At 48.9% G+C, this 18,730-nt stretch carries 19 protein-coding genes and 1 riboswitch; of the genes, 17 read left to right on the top strand and 2 right to left on the bottom strand.

What is annotated here, in order from left to right; genetic code table 11:
- Positions 1-4: 4 nt before the first annotated feature.
- The 7 genes from fliR (at position 5) to AB4875_RS07960 (ending at position 7,830) form a co-directional block, all read left to right on the top strand.
- Complete coding sequence (fliR, locus tag AB4875_RS07930) at positions 5-781, top strand: flagellar biosynthetic protein FliR (protein ID WP_368375521.1); 777 nt, start codon at positions 5-7, stop codon at positions 779-781.
- 3 nt (positions 782-784) lie between these two features.
- Positions 785-1,912: a flagellar biosynthesis protein FlhB gene (gene flhB / locus AB4875_RS07935; RefSeq protein WP_368375522.1), complete on the top strand. Its 1,128-nt coding sequence runs from the start codon at positions 785-787 to the stop codon at positions 1,910-1,912.
- A 153-nt stretch (positions 1,913-2,065) separates the two neighbouring features.
- Positions 2,066-4,171: a flagellar biosynthesis protein FlhA gene (flhA, locus tag AB4875_RS07940; protein ID WP_368375523.1), complete on the top strand. Its 2,106-nt coding sequence runs from the start codon at positions 2,066-2,068 to the stop codon at positions 4,169-4,171.
- 84 nt (positions 4,172-4,255) lie between these two features.
- On the top strand, positions 4,256-5,608 hold the full coding sequence (flhF, locus tag AB4875_RS07945; RefSeq protein ID WP_368375524.1) for a flagellar biosynthesis GTPase FlhF: 1,353 nt from the start codon (positions 4,256-4,258) through the stop codon (positions 5,606-5,608).
- A 140-nt stretch (positions 5,609-5,748) separates the two neighbouring features.
- Entirely contained in the window at positions 5,749-6,576 is an 828-nt protein-coding gene (locus tag AB4875_RS07950) for a MinD/ParA family protein (protein ID WP_438273522.1), read from the top strand.
- Positions 6,573-7,304 (top strand): RNA polymerase sigma factor FliA, encoded by a 732-nt coding sequence (locus tag AB4875_RS07955; protein WP_368375525.1) that lies wholly within the window; start codon positions 6,573-6,575, stop codon positions 7,302-7,304. The genes AB4875_RS07950 and AB4875_RS07955 overlap by 4 nt, the downstream gene beginning before the upstream one ends.
- Positions 7,305-7,368: 64 nt before the next feature.
- On the top strand, positions 7,369-7,830 hold the full coding sequence (locus tag AB4875_RS07960; RefSeq protein WP_368375526.1) for a DUF2802 domain-containing protein: 462 nt from the start codon (positions 7,369-7,371) through the stop codon (positions 7,828-7,830).
- Positions 7,831-7,838: 8 nt separating this feature from the next.
- Here AB4875_RS07960 and AB4875_RS07965 read toward each other — a convergent pair whose 3' ends face one another.
- Positions 7,839-8,417, bottom strand: a complete 579-nt coding sequence (locus AB4875_RS07965; protein ID WP_368375527.1) for a hypothetical protein — start codon at positions 8,415-8,417, stop codon at positions 7,839-7,841.
- Between the two features lie 531 nt (positions 8,418-8,948).
- A riboswitch (TPP riboswitch) is annotated at positions 8,949-9,064 on the top strand.
- Positions 9,065-9,117: 53 nt separating this feature from the next.
- On the opposite strand from AB4875_RS07965, the gene AB4875_RS07970 reads away from it, so the two are divergent.
- From AB4875_RS07970 to AB4875_RS07985, 4 genes are all read left to right on the top strand, one after another.
- Entirely contained in the window at positions 9,118-11,265 is a 2,148-nt protein-coding gene (locus tag AB4875_RS07970; protein ID WP_368375528.1) for a TonB-dependent receptor, read from the top strand.
- Between the two features lie 86 nt (positions 11,266-11,351).
- Entirely contained in the window at positions 11,352-11,615 is a 264-nt protein-coding gene (locus tag AB4875_RS07975; RefSeq protein ID WP_368375529.1) for a YkoF family thiamine/hydroxymethylpyrimidine-binding protein, read from the top strand.
- Positions 11,608-12,234, top strand: coding sequence for a nicotinamide riboside transporter PnuC (pnuC, locus tag AB4875_RS07980; protein WP_368375530.1), 627 nt, complete (start codon positions 11,608-11,610; stop codon positions 12,232-12,234). The genes AB4875_RS07975 and pnuC overlap by 8 nt, the downstream gene beginning before the upstream one ends.
- A gap of 7 nt (positions 12,235-12,241) precedes the next feature.
- The gene (locus AB4875_RS07985) at positions 12,242-13,117 is read left to right on the top strand and encodes a choline kinase family protein (protein WP_368375531.1); all 876 of its coding nucleotides are present in this window, start codon (positions 12,242-12,244) and stop codon (positions 13,115-13,117) included.
- Positions 13,118-13,180: 63 nt separating this feature from the next.
- Here the strand turns inward: AB4875_RS07985 and leuA are convergent, their stop codons facing one another.
- On the bottom strand, positions 13,181-14,860 hold the full coding sequence (leuA, locus tag AB4875_RS07990) for a 2-isopropylmalate synthase (RefSeq protein ID WP_368375532.1): 1,680 nt from the start codon (positions 14,858-14,860) through the stop codon (positions 13,181-13,183).
- A 314-nt stretch (positions 14,861-15,174) separates the two neighbouring features.
- On the opposite strand from leuA, the gene AB4875_RS07995 reads away from it, so the two are divergent.
- From AB4875_RS07995 to AB4875_RS08020, 6 genes are all read left to right on the top strand, one after another.
- On the top strand, positions 15,175-15,654 hold the full coding sequence (locus AB4875_RS07995) for an Lrp/AsnC family transcriptional regulator (protein ID WP_368375533.1): 480 nt from the start codon (positions 15,175-15,177) through the stop codon (positions 15,652-15,654).
- Between the two features lie 55 nt (positions 15,655-15,709).
- Positions 15,710-16,075 carry a Rieske (2Fe-2S) protein gene (locus AB4875_RS08000; RefSeq protein ID WP_368375534.1) on the top strand — a complete coding sequence of 122 codons (366 nt, stop codon included), beginning with the start codon at positions 15,710-15,712 and terminating at the stop codon, positions 16,073-16,075.
- Positions 16,076-16,107: 32 nt separating this feature from the next.
- Positions 16,108-16,545, top strand: coding sequence for a DUF2721 domain-containing protein (locus tag AB4875_RS08005; protein ID WP_368375535.1), 438 nt, complete (start codon positions 16,108-16,110; stop codon positions 16,543-16,545).
- Between the two features lie 44 nt (positions 16,546-16,589).
- Positions 16,590-17,297, top strand: a complete 708-nt coding sequence (locus AB4875_RS08010; RefSeq protein ID WP_368375536.1) for a glutathione S-transferase family protein — start codon at positions 16,590-16,592, stop codon at positions 17,295-17,297.
- A 366-nt stretch (positions 17,298-17,663) separates the two neighbouring features.
- Positions 17,664-18,068: a GFA family protein gene (locus AB4875_RS08015; protein ID WP_438273523.1), complete on the top strand. Its 405-nt coding sequence runs from the start codon at positions 17,664-17,666 to the stop codon at positions 18,066-18,068.
- Positions 18,069-18,101: 33 nt separating this feature from the next.
- A complete protein-coding gene (locus AB4875_RS08020) occupies positions 18,102-18,383 on the top strand; it encodes a DUF427 domain-containing protein (protein WP_368375537.1) in 282 nt (93 codons plus the stop codon).
- Positions 18,384-18,730: the final 347 nt, after the last annotated feature.

An 18,730-nucleotide genomic window follows, 5' to 3' on the forward strand; every position in this document is an offset into this window, starting at 1 on the left:
GGCGATGATCGCGCCAACGCCAGACGAACTCAGCGTTATGCTCGCATCCGCGTGGCTGCCGTTTGTGCGTGTTAGTGGTGCGATGATCGCGGCACCCTTATTCAGCGCGGCGTATATACCCACACCTGCACGTATTTTAGTTTCAATATTCATCACCGCCATTATTTTACCGATGTTGCCCCCTGTGCAGGCGACGAATTTAATCGGTATCGAAGCCATGCTGCTGGCAGTCAATGAATTGTTGATTGGTATCTGTATTGGTTTAATCGTGCAGTTGGTATTTGATGCCATTATTCTTGCCGGACAGATTATTGCCATGGGCATGGGGCTGGGCTTTGCCATGATGGTAGACCCTCAGCGTGGTGCGCAGGTACCTGTGCTGTCGCAGTTTTTACTGATATTTACCATGCTTATATTTGTTGCCTTGAATGGCCATATAGACTTTTTGGCGTTATTGGCAAGAAGCTTTGAATATTGGCCGGTGGCCGGCGACGGTATTTCCGTTGGCCAGTTTAGTATTGTGTGGATGCGCGGCGCTGAGCTGTTCTCTGGCGCAATACGAGTTTCCATACCCGCCGTAGTCGCTCTGCTGGTTGTGCAGCTTGCCATCGGTATTGTGAGTCGCGCAGCGCCAACCTTAAACCTGTTTGCGGTGGGTTTTCCTATCGCAATGCTGATTGGATTCTTGGTGGTCGATCGTTTGCTACCCAATTTACTTCCCCTGTTAACGACTATGTTGGGCAGCGCATTTATTGCTGTCGAACTGTTTCTCGGAGGCTGATGTATGGCTGAGAACGAAGACGGTCAGGAACGCTCAGAAGAGGCAACCCCCAAGAAATTGGCGGATGCCAAAAAAAAGGGGCAAGTAGCGCGGTCCAAAGAATTAACCACAATGATGGTCACCGTAGGTGGCTCCGCAATATTACTATTTACTGGCGCCGACCTTGCCGAAGCGCAAAAGGCATTGCTTGCTAGTAGCCTGTCACCAGAATTTTTATTAGTCGACAGTGAAACTCTCATTGTCTCCCGTTTGTATAAAACATTGATAATGGGAATGTTGAGCATTTGGCCAATACTGGCTATTGCATTGTTAGCGGTCGTAGTTTCGTCGACTATTCTGGGCGGTTGGGTCTTTAGTTTGAGTGTAAAGCCGGAACGAATGGACCCCATTAAGGGATTGGGTAAATTATTCTCTTTGCGCAGCCTTGGCGAGCTGGCTAAATCTATTATGAAAATGGTATTTATCGGTGTTGCGGCAATATGGTTATTGTCCGGAATGGCGGATGATATTCTAGGCCTTAGCCTGCAGTCACCTAAGGAGGCCATTGTTAATAGCGCCTTACAGCTGGGGTGGTTTTTCTTTGTCGTCAGTTTGCCTCTGGTAGCGATAGCCGCTATCGACGTGCCCTGGCAGTTATGGAATTTTAATAAAGAATTGAAGATGACTCATCAGGAAGTGCGTGATGAGCACAAGGAATCTGACGGTAGCCCCGAAGGGAAAGCCAGAATGCGTGAAATGCAGCAGGCTGCTGCTAATAATCGCATGATGGAAAAAGTCCCCACTGCTGACGTTATTATCACCAACCCTACTCATTTTGCAGTTGCCTTAAGATACGATGAGGCGCGCATGGGAGCACCTATTTTACTGGCGAAAGGCGCAGACAATATTGCGGCCAAGATTCGTGAGTTAGGAACGGAACACAATATTCCCATTGTGGAGTCCGCGCGTTTGGCAAGGGCCATTTTTGCGAGCACTGATCTAGATTCTGAAATCCCCGGAGGCTTGTACTTGGCTGTGGCCCAAATACTCACTTATGTCTACCAGTTACGCAGCTGGGAAACCATGGGTGGAGATTGTCCAGATACCCCAGAACCTGATATTGCTGATGAATACCTTGGCAATCTGCTGTAGCAAACCTCACTCGAGAGAGTTGAAAGTAGTCGTCCACTGACGATCAGTATTTACCCCTACAAATAGTGGCCTCCATGTTGCAAAGGTAGTCTATAACGACGAAATTTTGGCGCAGCCTTAAAGCGCATTACGTTTTTGTAGAGAGACCATAGTATGGCAACACAAGCAATTTCAATGCCCGGATGGCTACAAAAGACTGCCGACAGTGGCATTGGCGTTTTGGTATTGCTAATAGCCTGTCTGGGTATGTTGGTTATACCCATGCCGCCGTTTTTATTGGATTTGCTGTTTACCTTTAATATCACTTTGTCGTTGGTCATTATTCTGGCGGTTATCTACGTAGATCGTCCCATCGACTTCTCCGTGTTTCCCACCGTATTGCTATTGGCAACCTTATTGCGGCTTGCCTTGAATGTCGCATCTACTCGGGTGGTGTTACTAGAGGGGCATACCGGCCCCGGCGCTGCGGGTAAGGTTATCGAATCCTTTGGTGAATTTGTTATCGGCGGCAATTATGTCGTCGGTATCGTGGTATTTATCATTCTGGTTGTTATTAACTTTGTGGTGGTCACCAAGGGCGCTGGGCGGGTGGCAGAAGTGACTGCGCGTTTCACCCTAGACTCTATGCCAGGTAAGCAAATGGCAATAGATTCAGACTTAAACGCCGGCTTGTTAAATCAAGAACAGGCCAGCCTTCGCCGTGAAGAAGTGCGTACCGAGGCGGATTTCTACGGCTCCATGGACGGCGCCAGCAAGTTTGTACGCGGTGATGCAATTGCCGGCATTATGATTTTGTTCATCAATGTTATTGGTGGTCTTGGTGTAGGGATGACCCAGCATGGTTTGAGTTTTGCGCAAGCCATGCACAACTATACCCTGCTGACCATCGGTGACGGATTGGTGGCACAGCTGCCGTCATTACTGCTCTCAACCGCGGTCGCGATAATTGTCACCCGTATATCCCGCTCGCAAAATATGGGTAAGCAGATTGTTGGCCAAATGTTTGCCAATCCCAATGTGCTGTATATGTCAGCGACCTTACTTGGCCTGATCGGTATCATTCCCGGTATGCCAAATTTGGTATTTCTTATTTTGGCTGCGGCCTGCGGCGGCAGTGGCTGGTGGATGCAAAATCAGAAAAAAAATGCAGCAGAAATTGTTGATGAAGATCAAAACCTCGAAGAGCTTCCGTCTGCTCGTGAACCCAGTGAACTGAACTGGGACGAAGTCACCCCAATGGATGTAGTGAGTCTGGAAGTAGGCTACCGCTTAATTCCTCTGGTAGACCGCAATCAAGGTGGCGAGCTAATCGCAAGAATCACCGGCGTACGCAAAAAGCTCTCCAAGGATTTGGGCTTTCTTATTCAGCCTGTCCATATCCGCGACAATCTCGAACTCTCGCCCAGTAGCTACCGCATTCAGTTACTAGGAGACACTATCGCCCAGGGAGATATTCAGGCAGGCAAGGAATTGGCCATTAATCCCGGTGGTGCGCAAGGCACATTGCGCGGCTCTCCTACTAAAGATCCCGCCTTCGGTATGGAGGCAGTATGGATTGACTCCAGTCAGCGGGATCAGGCGCAAACCATGGGCTATACGGTGGTCGATCCCTGCACGGTAATCGCGACTCATCTCAGTCAAATCATTAAGAATCATGCCCATGAATTACTGGGCCACGAAGAAGTGCAGCAGCTATTGGACAGGCTGGCTAAAACAGATCCACGCTTGGTTGAGAATGTGGTACCCAAACAATTGCCACTCAGTATTGTGGTTAGAGTATTACAAAATCTGCTGAAAGAAGGCGTGTCTATCCGCAGTATTCGTCTAATCGCCGAAAGTTTGGCGGAGCAAGCGCCGCGCAGCAAAAATCCTGACGAATTATTGGAGGGGGTTCGGGTCGCCTTAGGTCGAATGATTGTTCAAGAAATCAATGGCTTAGAGGAAGATCTACCTGTTTCCGCACTAGATCCAGATCTGGAACAGTTGTTGCAAGACATGCTTAGAGGCAACGCTGCCGCCGCTGGATTAGAGCCAGGAATTGCAGAGCGATTACAGAATGACTTGGCAGACTATAGCCATCGTCAGGAGCTAGCAGGGCAGCCAGCGATAGTTTTAGTGTCACCGTCTATACGTTCTTGGGTGTCACGTTTTACACGCCGCAGCGTACCGGGATTAGCCGTGTTGTCGTACAACGAAGTACCAGACAGCAAGCAAGTGAGATTACTGTCAACAATCGGTCAGCAAGGGCGCTTGAATTAAGGTGTTTGAAGTTGGCGACAGACAGTTAGAGATAAATTTATTAATGACATTTCGCCGTAAATTGAGATGTGCTGGGAGTGGCTTATGCAAGTGAAAAAATATCAAGCAGCGGATACGCAGCAGGCCATGAGATTGGTTCGCGCGGCCCATGGTCCAGACGCTGTGATTCTCGACTGTCGTAGTGTGGCAGGCGGGGTGGAAGTGGTTGTTAGTCTTGAGAGTATGCTTGAAACCTCAATGGCTGCGGCGCCCCCAGCATCATTTCCGGCTCCGCAGCAAACCCGCAGCCCCGACGCAGGTCGCGAGCCAACAGCCCTCGATGCTCTGTTTAACCGCCGAAAAAAAGCCGAGGAAGAAATCAGCCAGCTCAGCAGTCCGCCAGCCCGGACTGCTGATAGCAATAGTAATGGTGTTAGACCGACTGCGGCAGAACCGCAAATGGTATGGTCCCAGAATGAAGAACTGCTCACCATGAAGCAGGAAATGGCCTCAATGAAATCAATGCTGATGGACCAATTAAAAGGTCACAATTGGCAGCAAGCCAGTCATCAAGCACCAGAGCATCAAGGCCTAAACGATTTTCTTTCGGCAATGGATATCGACCCAGCCCTAGGTAAACGCCTGTGCGCAGAAATTCCTAGCGATGAATCGGCCACGGTGCAGCGTGAAATGCTTAAGATGCTGTTAGTCAACAAATTGGCGGTTAAGGCGCCGCCTAGCGCTGGGGCTATTTGTTTGGTTGGCCCCCAGGGCGCGGGTAAAACCACCACCATTGCAAAAATTGCGGCGCAATATGTGCTGACTCACGGCCGCTCAGGCATTGCGATCTTAACCACAGACGCGGCTCGAGTCGGGGCGCAAGAACAATTGCGAGCCTATGGCCGCATTCTGCAAATACCGGTTCACGTCGCCAGCGACCCAGACGAGGCCGTTAAAACCTACCGTCTTTTACGTAAAAAGAATTTAGTGCTAATAGATACTGCGGGTATCTCTTTTCGGGACAAACAGGGTATCAGTGAACTCAATCAGCTGATTTCCGGTATGCAGGACCTTCAGGTGTTTCTAACCTTGCCCGCCGATTCAGAGAACTATGTGCAGAGCGAAATTATCGACGCCTACTCGTCATTTAACGTCCAGGGTGCAGTTCTTACCCGCATTGACGAAGCCATGCGCTTAGGCGGCGCCATGTCAAATTTGATCCAGCACCGCTTGCCTTTGGTGTGGTGTGCTAACGGCCCCCGGGTACCGCAAAACTTGTCGGCGGCAGATGCCGGAAAACTGGTGAATATGGCCGTGCGGATGACCAAGGCCTTTGAGGTTCGTCGCAATGGCACTCCGGCGCCAATGCCGGCACCCGCGCAGCAAGAATCGGTGCCCGCTGAGGTGGCTTCTGCCATGCAAAGTCAGCGTGGAAGTGCGCTAAATGTGCGGGTTTAGGCAAGATTAGTATGAAAAGTTAGTGATAGTGCGTAGAGCAATTTTAGGACGACAGACATACCATAGAGTAACGATAGTTTGAGAATCCGCTACCATCTAATTGGGGTGGTTAAAAATGTATCGGGAGAGTGATAAAAACAATGAGTCCTGTAAAAGTTATAGCCGTAAGTAGTGGTAAGGGTGGTGTTGGTAAAACCAATGTCTCAGTTAATTTGGCCTGCCAGTTAGCCAGACGCGGTAATCGTGTTTTGCTGATGGATGCCGATTTAGGTTTGGCTAACGTCGATATCATGCTGGGGCTAAAACCGAAATGGAATTTGTCACACGTACTGGATGGCAAGTGCTCAATCGAAGATATTCTGCTTCCCGGTCCAGAGGGGATTTCGATTATCCCGGCTGCATCGGGCATCAAAAAAATGGCAGAGTTGGGTAATGACCAGCATGCCGCCATTGTTCGCTCACTAAGCGCGCTAAGTGGTGATTATGATGTAATGATTGTCGATACCGCCGCCGGTATTTCAGACAGCGTTATTACCTTCAGTCGCGCCAGCCAATATGTATTGGTGGTGGTGACAGACGAATTAACCTCAATGGCCGATGCCTATGCCTTGATTAAGGTTATGAACCGCGACGCCGGCATTAAGCGCTTTAAAGTATTGCGTAATATGGTTAACAGCCACGACCACGCCCGCGATGGATTTGAGCGTTTAAACGAAGTTGCCCAACGTTTTCTAGATGTCACTCTGGAGTACGCCGGATTTATTCCCCGCGATCCGTATTTGATAAAGGCCGATACCCGCCAAAAAGCCGTCAGCGATTTATATCCCGGCGCAGAGTCCTCGCTGGCATTCCGCCGCTTGGCAGAAACAGTCGATAAATGGGCAATGCCCAGCGGTCCAAGCGGCGATATTGAATTCTTTGTCGACCGTATGTTTACACCGGCGGCCGCCGCCGGAGTTGCGATGTGAACGGGCACTCCGCCTACCTCAATGTGCAATACGGCAGCCGCGAAGAGCTGGTAGAGCGTCATGCACCTTTGGTAAAGCGAATTGCCTATCACTTGGTCAGCCGTTTGCCGGCCAGTGTCGAAGTTGATGACCTTATTCAGGCGGGCATGATTGGCCTACTGGAAGCGGGCAGTAATTATCAAATGAATAAAGGCGCAAGTTTTGAAACCTTCGCCAGTATCCGTATTCGCGGCGCCATGATTGATCAAATGCGCCACAACGGCTGGGCGCCGCGCTCTGTAACCCGTCAACTGCGGGAAATGAGCGAAGCGGTTCGCAAGGTTGAAAGTCGCGTAGCCCGCGAGGCAAACGCCAATGAAATTGCCGATGAAATGGGCATATCACTAGACGAATATCATGACTTATTGCGCGACACTAGTTCCGTGCGCCTGTTTAGCCTAGACCAAATGAGCGAAGGCGAACACGAAGCTATTGAGGTGGGCGGCGGCGATGATCGTTACGCACCGCTGGAAAATGTACTTGAAGACGACTTTCAGACCGCACTGGTGAGCCAGATAAATGGCTTGCCAGAGCGGGAAAAGTTAGTGATGGCGCTCTACTACGAAAACGGTCTTAACCTTAAAGAAATTGGTGAGGTTATGGAAGTGAGCGAATCAAGAGTATGCCAAATCCACAGTCAAGCGATTGTCAGGCTAAAAGGTCGGCTAAGCGACTGGACTGCGGCCTAGGCAATATGAGCTGCTGCCAAGGTAGCAATCAAGAGCTAAGATTTAAGTACAGGAAGAATCTACAATGACTAAATACGATTATCTCGAATTTCCTATGAAGTTTATTGAATGGTGCCAAAGATTATCTGAGGCGTCGTTGCTGGGCTTAGTCCTGAGTTTAGTTGGTATTGGCTTGCTGATGTTTATGGTTAAAGCCCGCCGTAGCGATACTGTAAAAGAGATTAGCCAAACTCAAAATGCCGATGCCGATGCCGATGCCGTTGTGGTGGCATTGGAGCGCAAAATTGAATACCAAAACTCTGCTATGACAATGCTCGGCGAGCGTATATCGGCGTTAGAGGAATACTTGGAGATGCTCGGCGAGCGTCAGCAGCGGAATGACGCCGATAAAAAAGACATGCGCTTTTACCAGCAAGTTAGCGTGATGGCAGGGCAGGGCGTTGGCGCGCCAGAACTAGCCCAGCGCTGCGGTATTTCTGCCAGTGAGGCGGACTTGATCACAGCGCTTTCGAAAAAATCACATTGAGCAACCAGCTACTCTTTATCTATTTCAATCATGAGCTGCTTAAACAGAGAGAGCTTAGCTTTTCCAAGTGCTTCGCCTTCAAGAGTTTGGCCTTTGGATAAAGAAAGCCATTTCATACTCGTCGTGGCGTCAGTTTGAGCGGAAACTTTTTTTGTTAAAGTACCATTTTTGTACACATCAACACTTCCTACAATTTTGTAGTCGTAGTCGTACCAGAACAGTGGTTCTAGTATGAAAAAAGTAAAGCCCGTGATGAATGCCTTGATCATTCCGGAACCCATATGAGGATCCATTTCGAGGTCGAATTTTGATTCTAACGTGATATCTACTTTGTCATCAGGTCTTAGCGGGTAATAGACATTTTTGGCGAACCTAGAAGTTCGAAGCTCTGTTCCAAAAGATTCTGTGATGTTCCCGGCCGGAGCATAAACTTTGTCGCCTGGTATGTTTCGTAATCCTAGATCCTGGTATTTATAGTTGTAAATGGTTCCAAAGCTATCTGGATCCGGTGTGACTAATACCTTTGTTCCAGTGCATCCTGTTGCGAATATTGTCATTAGGATTGTTAGAATTAACTTCCTTTTCATTTCTTAAGTTCTCCTTGGTTTTATATCTTTCTATAAAGTTGTAATTATATATTGTCGATTAAGGATGATTTTTTGTGTTTTCCTGATTTTTCTTATTTGGTTGGCGTGATCCTCTAATAATTCTAGTCGTCGACCATTTTGTTTTTATTTTTGGTGCGAGACTGGGGGTGAAAATTTCACCTCTATTTTTAGAGGAAGCGTAAATCTTAGGGTTTTTTTTAATCTTTTTTCTATAAAAATAATATTTTTTCGGTCGATATTTTGAGGTGTATCGATAGGTGGGCGTTTGCAGGTGGTTAGATATTTTGCGTAATATATGGATGATGGCCGCGACATTTATAGTAACCATTCCTTTGGCTAGGGTGTTGTGAAAGTGAAGTTATGTCCGAGGTTGAAAACAATAGTACGTAAATTGATGTAGGGCAAGTGCTACTTGCTTTTTCGTTGAAAATATTTTGTTTGTTGCGGTGGTGGGGTGTAAGGTCTTTTGGTCTTCCCGAAAACAACTGAAACCTGATACAATCTCGCTCGAAAAAACCTAAGGGGTGGCTGCGGCCTGAGATGTGGTGGATTTGAATAAATCCACACTGCAAACCCTTGAACCTGATCCGGTTAATACCGGCGTAGGAATAGGTGAGCACTCAAAAACCCTCTTCTAGCGCGTGCCGGGTCTCTTATTTTTGTTATATATGAGAGAGCCATGAATTATATATTTACCCCAAAACCCATCGCCTTGTCTGTTGGTCTTGCCTGTCTAATGACAGCGGGACTCATCCATGCTGGCAGCAGTTCTAAAGCCAATAATCTTGAAGAAGTGGTGGTGACTAGTCAATTTAGGGACAGCAGTTTGCTGGATCTTGCTAGCACCGTCAGTGTGTTTGACGCCGCAACTATTGAAGCGCGCGGCGCTAACAACATCGAGCAGCTACTCAATTTGGCCCCCAACGTAAATTTCTCCTCTGGTGCGTCGCGCGGTCGTTTCTTTCAGATTCGCGGTATCGGTGAGCGCAGCCAATTTATTGATCCAGTCAGCCCGTCGGTGGGTTTAATTATCGATGGTATTGATTTTAGCGGCCTAGGTTTGGCGGCGAGCACTCTCGATATTGGTCAGGTCGAAGTACTGCGTGGTCCCCAGGGCACAGCCTACGGTGCCAATGCCTTGGCAGGCCTGATCAGTATGAGTAGCAATACGCCAACGGCAGAGCAAATGCTTAAGGTCTCTGCGGAGGCGGCTACTTACAATGGTAAAACCCTGGGGCTTATAGCCAGCGGGCCGCTCAGCGAGCGCGTCGGATACCGGCTTGCGCTACAAAATCAGCAATCCGACGGTTACATTGAGAACACATTTTTAAACCGAGATGATGTCAATAATATCGATGAGTCGGTGCTGCGTGGCAAGCTGAGTTTTGCAGCCAGCGAGACCTTAGAGATCGACTTTAATCTTTTATATATTGATGCCGACAATGGCTACGATGCCTTCTCGTTTTACAATAATCGTAAAACCCAGTCTGACCAACCAGGCACAGATGCGCAGGAAACCCTTGCTGGCTCAGTGATTACGCGCTGGTCGGGGAATTCGGCCTTTAGCCTTGAATCGATATTAAGCGCGGCCAGCTCAGAAACTGAATACGGTTACGATGAGGACTGGAGCTACGTGGGTTTTGATCCCAATGGGTACAGCTCGCAAGACAGCTACCTGCGCGATAAAGATAATATCAGCGCGGAATTGCGGTTTATTTCTAGCGATCAGTCCAAACTGTTTAACGCCACTAGCAGCTGGGTAGTGGGGGTCTACTTGCGTCAGGAAGCCGAAGACTTAGAGCGCAATGCCAGCTTTAGCAGCCAGTTCGAAACCGAGAACTACGCCGTGTATGGCCAGTTGATAACGGCCCTTAGTGATAAATTGAACTTGGTGTCGGGTTTGCGCTTTGAAAAACGTAACGCCGATTACAGTGACTCGCTGATGCCGAGTTCGGCCAACGACGAGGATCTGTGGGGCGGCAATCTGACTCTGGAATACCGCTACGCCGACTATAAGCTGATATACAGCACTATTTCGCGAGGCTATAAGGCGGGTGGTGTAAACGGCCGTATTATATCTGCTGCGCCAGAAAACTCTGATATTAGCAGTGATATGTATGAGTTCGATACCGAGCACATGATCAATTATGAACTAGGTATAAAAGGTTCATGGCTGGATAGTCGTCTACAAGCGCAGGTGGCGGTGTTCTACCAAGATCGTAGCGACGTTCAAGCCAAGCAATCTATATTTGATGGCAATGATCGTTCCTTTGACGATTTTCTCGTTAACGCCGCCGGTGGTAAAACCACCGGCGTAGAAGTAGAGCTTAATTATCTTGCTACTGAGCGGCTGCGCTTTTTCGCCGCTGCTGGGTTGCTAAATGCAGAGTTTAACGGCTTTAGCAGTAAGTCCCACGTCGACGCAAAAGACGATGTTAATCGCGCGGAGTTGCCACCGGTCAATCTTGACAGTCGTGAAGTTGCCCACGCGCCGAAATACCAATTATTTGTGGGTAGCGAGTTATCGCTGACGACTAATCTGGTGTTGCGTTTGGAGGTGGAGGGCAAGGATGAGTTTTATTTCTCGAACAGCCACAACGAGAAATCCACAGCCTACGAGTTAGTCAATGCGCGTTTGACCTATTTCGCCAGCAACTGGGAAGTGTCTTTGTGGGGCCGCAATTTAACGGACGAAGATTACGAAACCAGAGGTTTTTACTTTAGTAATGCCTCCGGTAACAACCCAGCCAATGGCTACGCGCCAGAGGCTTACTATCAGTTGGGCGAGCCGAGGGTAGTGGGTGTGTCGGCTAACTACACTTTTTAATTAATCGCTTGCTCTATTTTAGCAGGGGTAGTTAGTTGCCCCTGATAGCCGATTAAGTAATAACCCGATATTGAAGGATGAGCGCAATGAATCTCTCTGTTGAAATCAGTATGTACCCTTTGAAAGACGAGTTTATACCCGCCATTCAAAATTTTATCGATAGACTGAATACCCACCCAGATTTGCAGGTATTAACCAATACCATGAGCACCCAAGTATTTGGTGATTACGATGTGGTGATGGATGTCCTGAAAGAAGAAATCCGCCTGTCGTATGAGAAATTTGGTCGCGCGATTTTTGTATGTAAGTTTATTGACGGCGATTTAAGCCCAGAGCCTAGTCATGCTTAGCGAGCAGGTCGTCACCGCGATTTCTGATGCGGTTGCGGCGATGTCCTTCTGGGAGTTGGGCGCAGTGGTATTAGCGCTGGCCTACCTTATTCTCGCTATGAGGGAAAATAGCCTGTGCTGGTATGCGGCATTCTTCAGTACGTCTATCTACGTCTTTTTGTTTTGGGATGTCAGCTTGCTGATGGAATCTGCACTACAGATTTTCTATTTAGTGATGGCGGTGTACGGCTGGTGGCAGTGGCGCAATAGGGGCGATGAGCAGCAGGAATTGCGTATTCATCGCTGGTCGCTGCGCACCCATTTACTAATCGCTGCGGTGGTGGGGGTGTTAACACTGGTCTTTGGCTACGTATTGCATACCTCCACCCATGCGGCCTTACCTTATTTGGATTCATTTACCACTTGGGGCGCGGTCATCACCACCTATATGGTGACACGCAAGGTATTGGAGAACTGGATTTACTGGATTGTGATCGACGGCGCCTCGGTGTATTTATACATTGACCGTGGTTTGTATCTCACTGCCTTGCTGTTTGTGATTTATGTGGTGTTGGTGGTGATTGGTTTCTTTCAGTGGTACGCCATTTACAAGCGCGAGCAGCTCGCGTCGCAATCATAAGGTCGCTATGACTTCAGCGCTAACAGACATTATTCCCCTCGACTGGCCCCTGTGGAGCAAGTCCAAGCCTGTCCTTATTAGGCCGCTATTGGGTGGCTTGACCAATAAAAGTTGGCTGATTTCGGCTGATAACACAGTGATGGTCTTGCGCCAAAATTCGCCCATCAGTTCGGCGCTGAATTTAGACCGGGTTACCGAGGCGCAGGTTTTAAAATTAGCGGATCGCGCTGGGCTATGCGCTCCGCTGATTCACTATGATGCAGATTATAAATATATGGTTGGCTATTTTGTCAGCGGCCAGCATTGGCGGGCGGATGCGGCGGGCTTAACATCCTTAGCGTATTTACTGCGCAGTATTCATGGCCTAGCTGCAGTTGACGGATATTTAGATATTAATGAAAAAGCGGCGAGTTACTGGCGGGCGATAAGCAGCGACGCTGAGTTTGCCGCTGACTTAGAAAATCTAGCGGAGGATGTGGCATCGCATATTCAAGATGCCAAGGCTCTGAGTGCGGGGAGCTGTCTCTGTCATAACGATTTACTGCTAGAAAATTTAGTTGCCGCCGATGATGGCGGTCTCTACGCCATCGATTGGGAATACTCAGCCATGGGTGATGCCTTCTACGAGCTTGCGGTCATTGTTGAGGGGCATGGCTTGAATGAGCAGCAACAGCGCTTACTACTGACGGAATATTTGCAGCGACCTCTGACAAGCGATGACTGGCGTCGTCTGTATCACTGGCGGGTTATTTACGCTTATTTAACGGTGCTCTGGTATGCGGTCCAGTGGTCTAGCGGTGTGATGGCCTCCGCCAAGACGGCCAATGATATTGTGCAGCAGATTTGTGCTTTGCGTACTCTTATGAAGATTGAGCCAATATAAAAGCCGCGCTGAATTGCTTCAACGCGGCTTTTTTCTCTCGATGGTATCAGTTAGCCTAAATAGTCAGGCCGCTTTCGCTTGGCTCTCGGCGGCTTGCTCGGCTGCATTGAGCACCGCTTTTAGTGAGGCTGAAATCACATCGCGATGTTTGGCTACCCCAATATAACGCTGATTATTGATAGACAGATGTACATAGGCAATCGCCTGCGAGTCTGTGCCGCTACCCAGTGCGTGTTCGCGGTAGTCCAGAATTTCTATCTTGTCGCCAAACTCCTGCTGCCAAGCGTCAGCCAGCGCGCTAATGGCGCCGTCGCCATGCCCTTGAAGATGGCTGATGCCTCGGCGATTCTTGTAGCTAAGGCTGAGCAAATCCTGCCCCGCGTTTTCAGTATTGTCTTGGCTAACTGAAAAATTTTGAATGCTGATATTCCGGCTCGTTTGCAGATAATGGGCGTCGAACAAATCCCATATTTGCGCCGAGGTGACTTCGCCAGAAATTTCCTCTGCCCGCGCTTGTACCATGCGACTGGCGTCTATTTGCAGCCAGCGTGGCAGTTCTAAGCCGTAGTCATTTTCTAGCACCCAGCTCACACCGCCTTTGCCGGACTGGCTGTTAATACGAATGACCGCTTCGTAGCTGCGACCCAAATCGGCGGGGTCAATGGGCAGGTAGGCAACTTGCCAAGGCTCATCAGCTTGTTGCTTGCTCAGGCATTTACGGATTGCATCCTGATGGCTGCCAGAAAAGGCAGTAAAGACCAACTCGCCGGCATAGGGGTGACGGGGATGAAGTGGTATCGCCGTGCAGTGTTCTACCACCGCAATGATCTCATCCATATCAGCCAAATTTAGACCGGGGTCTACGCCCTGGCTGTAGAGGTTCATGGCCATAGTGACAATGTCCATATTGCCGGTGCGCTCGCCATTCCCCAGCAGCGTACCTTCAACCCGATCGGCGCCCGCCATAACGGCCAGCTCGCCAGCGGCAACGCCACAGCCGCGATCATTGTGGGTGTGTACGCTCACGGTAATATCTTTGCGATAGCGCGTGTTGCGGCAGAACCATTCGACTTGATCGGCAAACACATTGGGGCTGGCGCACTCGACGGTTGCCGGCAAATTGATAATGATGGGATTCCCGCTGTCGCGCCATTCTGCAATCACCGCGTCGCTGACTTCGACCGCAAATTCAATCTCCGTGCTGCTAAAACTTTCCGGCGAATATTGGAATGACCAGTTGGTTTCAGGCTGACGGATAGCATACTCCTTAACCCACTTTGCACCCTGTATCGCAATATTGCTAATGCCTTTTTTATCCAGACCGAAAACCCGTTCACGCTGCACCGGACTGGTGGAATTGTAAACGTGAACAATGGCGTTCTTAGCGCCTTTCAGTGCCTCGTAACTGCGGGCAATCAGTTCTTCACGGGCCTGAGTTAACACTTGGATAGTGACATTGTCAGGAATGCGATCTTCTTCTATCAGCACCCGCACAAAATCGAAGTCCGGTTGTGACGCGGCGGGGAAGCCCACTTCAATTTGAGTGAAGCCGAGTTTGACGAGTAGATCCCACATACGCAGTTTTTGCTGCACGTTCATGGGCTCAACCAATGCCTGGTTACCATCGCGTAAATCTACAGAACACCACTGTGGTGTTGTCGAGATGGTGTTATTGGGCCACTGACGGTCTGCTATGCTGATGACCGGTGTGGGCCGATATTTGCGGTGGTTGAACTCGCCCATGATCTGACTTTCCTTTTGCGTTAGTGTTCTACGTAAATAGTGTGGGGTAGGAGCCCGGTGTACCGGGCGTTTTACCGTGTTTCCTTGGCCATCTTTTGTAAAAGCTGGTGTTTTCGTGCGTGCTGAGCGCGGGGTGTAGCGGTCAGTGCGACGTAGTGTGCGGAGCGGTAACTCCACGGTCCCCAGTATAGGGGCAACGCTTTGGCAGGGGATTGCGAAGTTGTGCTTAGAATGGTGTCAATGTAATCGATAGTTGCTTAAAATATTAAATTAATGGCATATTATGCCTATATTCTATGGGTGGTTGGAATAAAATGAGTTTAGATGGCTACGATCGGCGGATTTTAGAAGCTTTGCAAGAGGATGGTCGCCTGAGTAATCAGGATTTGGCTGATCTTATTGGTTTGTCACCCTCGCCGTGTTTGCGACGGGTGAGGCGCTTAGAAGAGGCGGGGCTGATTGCCGCCTATCGCGCCGTGCTAAATGCTCGTGCGCTGGGGCTAAATTTAATGGCGTTTATTCAGATTAGTATGGATAGGCATACACCGGAGCGTTTCGAGAATTTTGAACGCCATGTCGGCGAGCTACCCGAGGTCTTGGAATGTCATTTGATCACCGGTCAATCGGCGGACTATTTGTTAAAAGTGATAGTTGCCGATATGGACGGCTTTCAGGCTTTGCTGCTCAATAAGATCACTCGAATAGATGGTGTGACCGGCGTACACTCAAGCTTTGTGATGAAGTCTCCGGTGAGTAAAACCTCGCTGCCCTTGTTGTCATCACCAGCGGGCTGATATCGTTGAATGCGGCGATATTTAACGACGAAAATAGATAATAAGAGAGGGATTTATGGAAAAGATTTTTGTAGCAAATCTTGATGATATTGAGACGGATGCCCTGTTAAGTAAAAATGTCAGTGGCAATAAAGTATTACTGAGTCGAATAAACGGCCAGATTTGCGCGGTAGAAAATCGCTGTCCTCATCTGGGCTTGCCGCTCGCCAAGGGTAAAGTATGCGACGGCGCGGTGGTGTGTCCCTTCCACGGTTCAAGTTTCGACCTCCTTAGTGGTGAGAATATTGATTGGACCAACGCATTTGTCGGTATGCCCATGCCGGGATGGACCCATAAACTGATTGCCCTCGGGAAATCGCCACAGCCACTGAAAACTTTCAAAGTAGAGTGCGAAGGCGAACAAATTTTTATTTACGTATAAGAAGTCAGTTAAGCAGCGTCTTAAGGAATAAAATGGCAGTTGATTTTGAAGTCGTCACCATTACCCATGCGATTCAGCAAGCCGTCGCGCCCGTGTTCTTGCTGGCGGGTATTGGTGGTATTTTAAATGTACTAACTAATCGCTTGGCGCGGATTATTGATCGCAGTCGCAATTTACACCACCGCTTAGAAACTGTGAGCGAAGAGCGTCGTCTAGTGATTCTCGACGAGTTGGCAATGCTCACTCGTCGGGCGCGGGTGGTGCATCGCGCTATTGGCTTTAGTACTGCTAGCGCACTGCTGGTGTGTGTGGTGATTGCCATGTTGTTCTTGAGTGCGGTCATGAGCTGGAATAGCAGTGTTGCCGTGGCCTTGCTGTTTGTTTTTGCGATGTGTTTTTTAATAGTGGCCCTAACCGGATTTTTACGCGAAATTCAGTTAGCCACGCGGATTATGTTAAACGGTCCTTAAGCCTAAGTATTGAAACGGCATAGGCGATTAGCCAGGGAGGCGTGATGATTACCTTATATGGATTTGGTGAGGCGTTTGGCATGGTAGATGCCAGTCCCTTTGTGTTGAAGATCGATGCCTATTTACGCATGGCGGGCTTGGATTTTGAGCGCAAGTCTGTCATTTCTAATTTGCGTACCGCTCCCAAGGGCAAGCTGCCGTATATCGTCGACGATGGTAAAACCATTGCGGACTCGGCCTTTATTATCGAATACTTAAACGACAAGCCCGGTGTCACCATGAGTTCTGCTCTGAGTCCTGAGCAGCGCGCACACGCTTATTTGATCGCAAAATCCTTGGATGAAAATTTCTACTGGTGCTTGCTGTATTCACGTTGGCTTAGTGATCAAACCTGGCCACTAACCAAGCAGGCGCTGTTCGGCGCTCTGCCTTTTCCTATAAGCCATATTGCCGCGGCAGTCGTGCGCAGGAATATCCGCGCTGCTGTTTATAAGCAGGGCATGGGCCGGCATTCAGAGTCGGAAATTCAACAGATATATATTAATACCCTAGACAGTCTTTCGGTTCTGCTGGGCAGTAAAAGCTACTTTATGAACGATAAACCCAGCGTACTCGACGCATGTGTTTTCGGTTTTCTAGGCCAAGTTATTTTAGCCGATGTCGCCAATGATTTTAGCACTATTGCCATGCGGTATGAGAATCTAGTGGCCTTCTGTAATCAGATTCAAAAGCGTTATTACACTGGAGTTTAGCACTCTATTCACAGTGTGTTGATTTATCCTAAGGGGGGCAACCGTCACAAGAGCGGTCAATTGTTGTTATAACATCGCTAAGGCACTTAAACACTAGACTCCTTCCCATTAACACATTGACGAGTTACTTAACTCATTGAAATTTCTAAAAAACGGGATATGATCAGGGGAACGGAATGTTTGGCAGAATTAAAGGAAATCATTCTTCGTTTGACCGGCGCTTGCTACTCGCGAGACATACATTTTATTGAATTTCCGTATATTTTTTAATCCATGCTGAAGCCCCGATTTTGATAAGCGGGCCAAAGCGATAAGGGCCTGAGTCGTTATAAACTCTCGGGTGTCATTGAAACAGGGTCAATATCTGTGATCGAAGGGGAATGCTTCTGTGGCGCGGTGCGATACCGAATTGACGGCGCACTGAAGAATGCACGTTCTTGCCATTGCTCTCGATGCCGAAAGGCATTCAGTGGTGCCGCCTCAGCGTACGCTGAATTGGAAAGCCCGAAAAGCTTTGTCTGGGTAGCGGGCGCGGAAAATGTGACCCGGTGCAGTTCGCAAGTTGACTGGGGGCTGGGGTTCTGTAGAACCTGTGGCTCGACTCTATGCGGCTACTTCAAAGAATCTGTGCACGGTGTCACGCTCGGTTGTGTGAATGGTGATCCTGGGATTGAAATTGGCGCCCATATCTTCGTTGGGTCCAAGGCTCCCTGGGATCATGTCGGCGGGGATGCTCCTCAGTTCGAGGGGCATCAAGTACGATTGCCTTAATATTGATAAAGCAGCAGCGCTTTGGGAGTAAATATGAAAGCTACTTGGAATGGGGTGATATTGGCCGAGTCTGACGACACAATCGTTGTGGAAAATAATCACTATTTCCCAGCCGATGCGATCAAAAAGCAGTACTTTTCCGAAAGTGCTCATACGTCGCACTGCCCTTGGAAAGGTACTGCAAGCTACTTTTCAATCGACGTTGCGGCGCACCGCAATGAAAATGCGGCCTGGTACTATCCGGAACCACTTGAGGCTGCTGCTTCCATTCGCGGTCGGGTGGCGTTTTGGAAGGGCGTTGAGATCGGGGAGTGATGACGCCCGACAAATCGTTGCAGTGGACTTTTTTGACTCGCCACTCATTTTTGCTTGCATAAAAACGTGCCTTGCCTCGAAATCCGCTGAGCTCGGGCGTTATTAATCTTAGCTATAAGTGAGGCGTCTTCTAAATTAGTGCTTTTCTTGCACTCCATACTTGGAGGTAGCTAGGTGCTATTTTCGACTATCAAATTCATATCAATCGCCGCAATTGCCGCTGAAAAGTGCGGCGGGACAGGCAAAACGTTGCGCTTCTTTTGCCTGTCCCCGCTGCAGGGCGTTGAGGCTGTAGAAAAACCTACCAACTTACATCTGATTCTGGTTTTTGAGCGCCTGCTTATTAC

This window comes from Zhongshania sp. R06B22 (assembly GCF_040892595.1).
Classification (GTDB): domain Bacteria; phylum Pseudomonadota; class Gammaproteobacteria; order Pseudomonadales; family Spongiibacteraceae; genus Spongiibacter; species Spongiibacter arctica.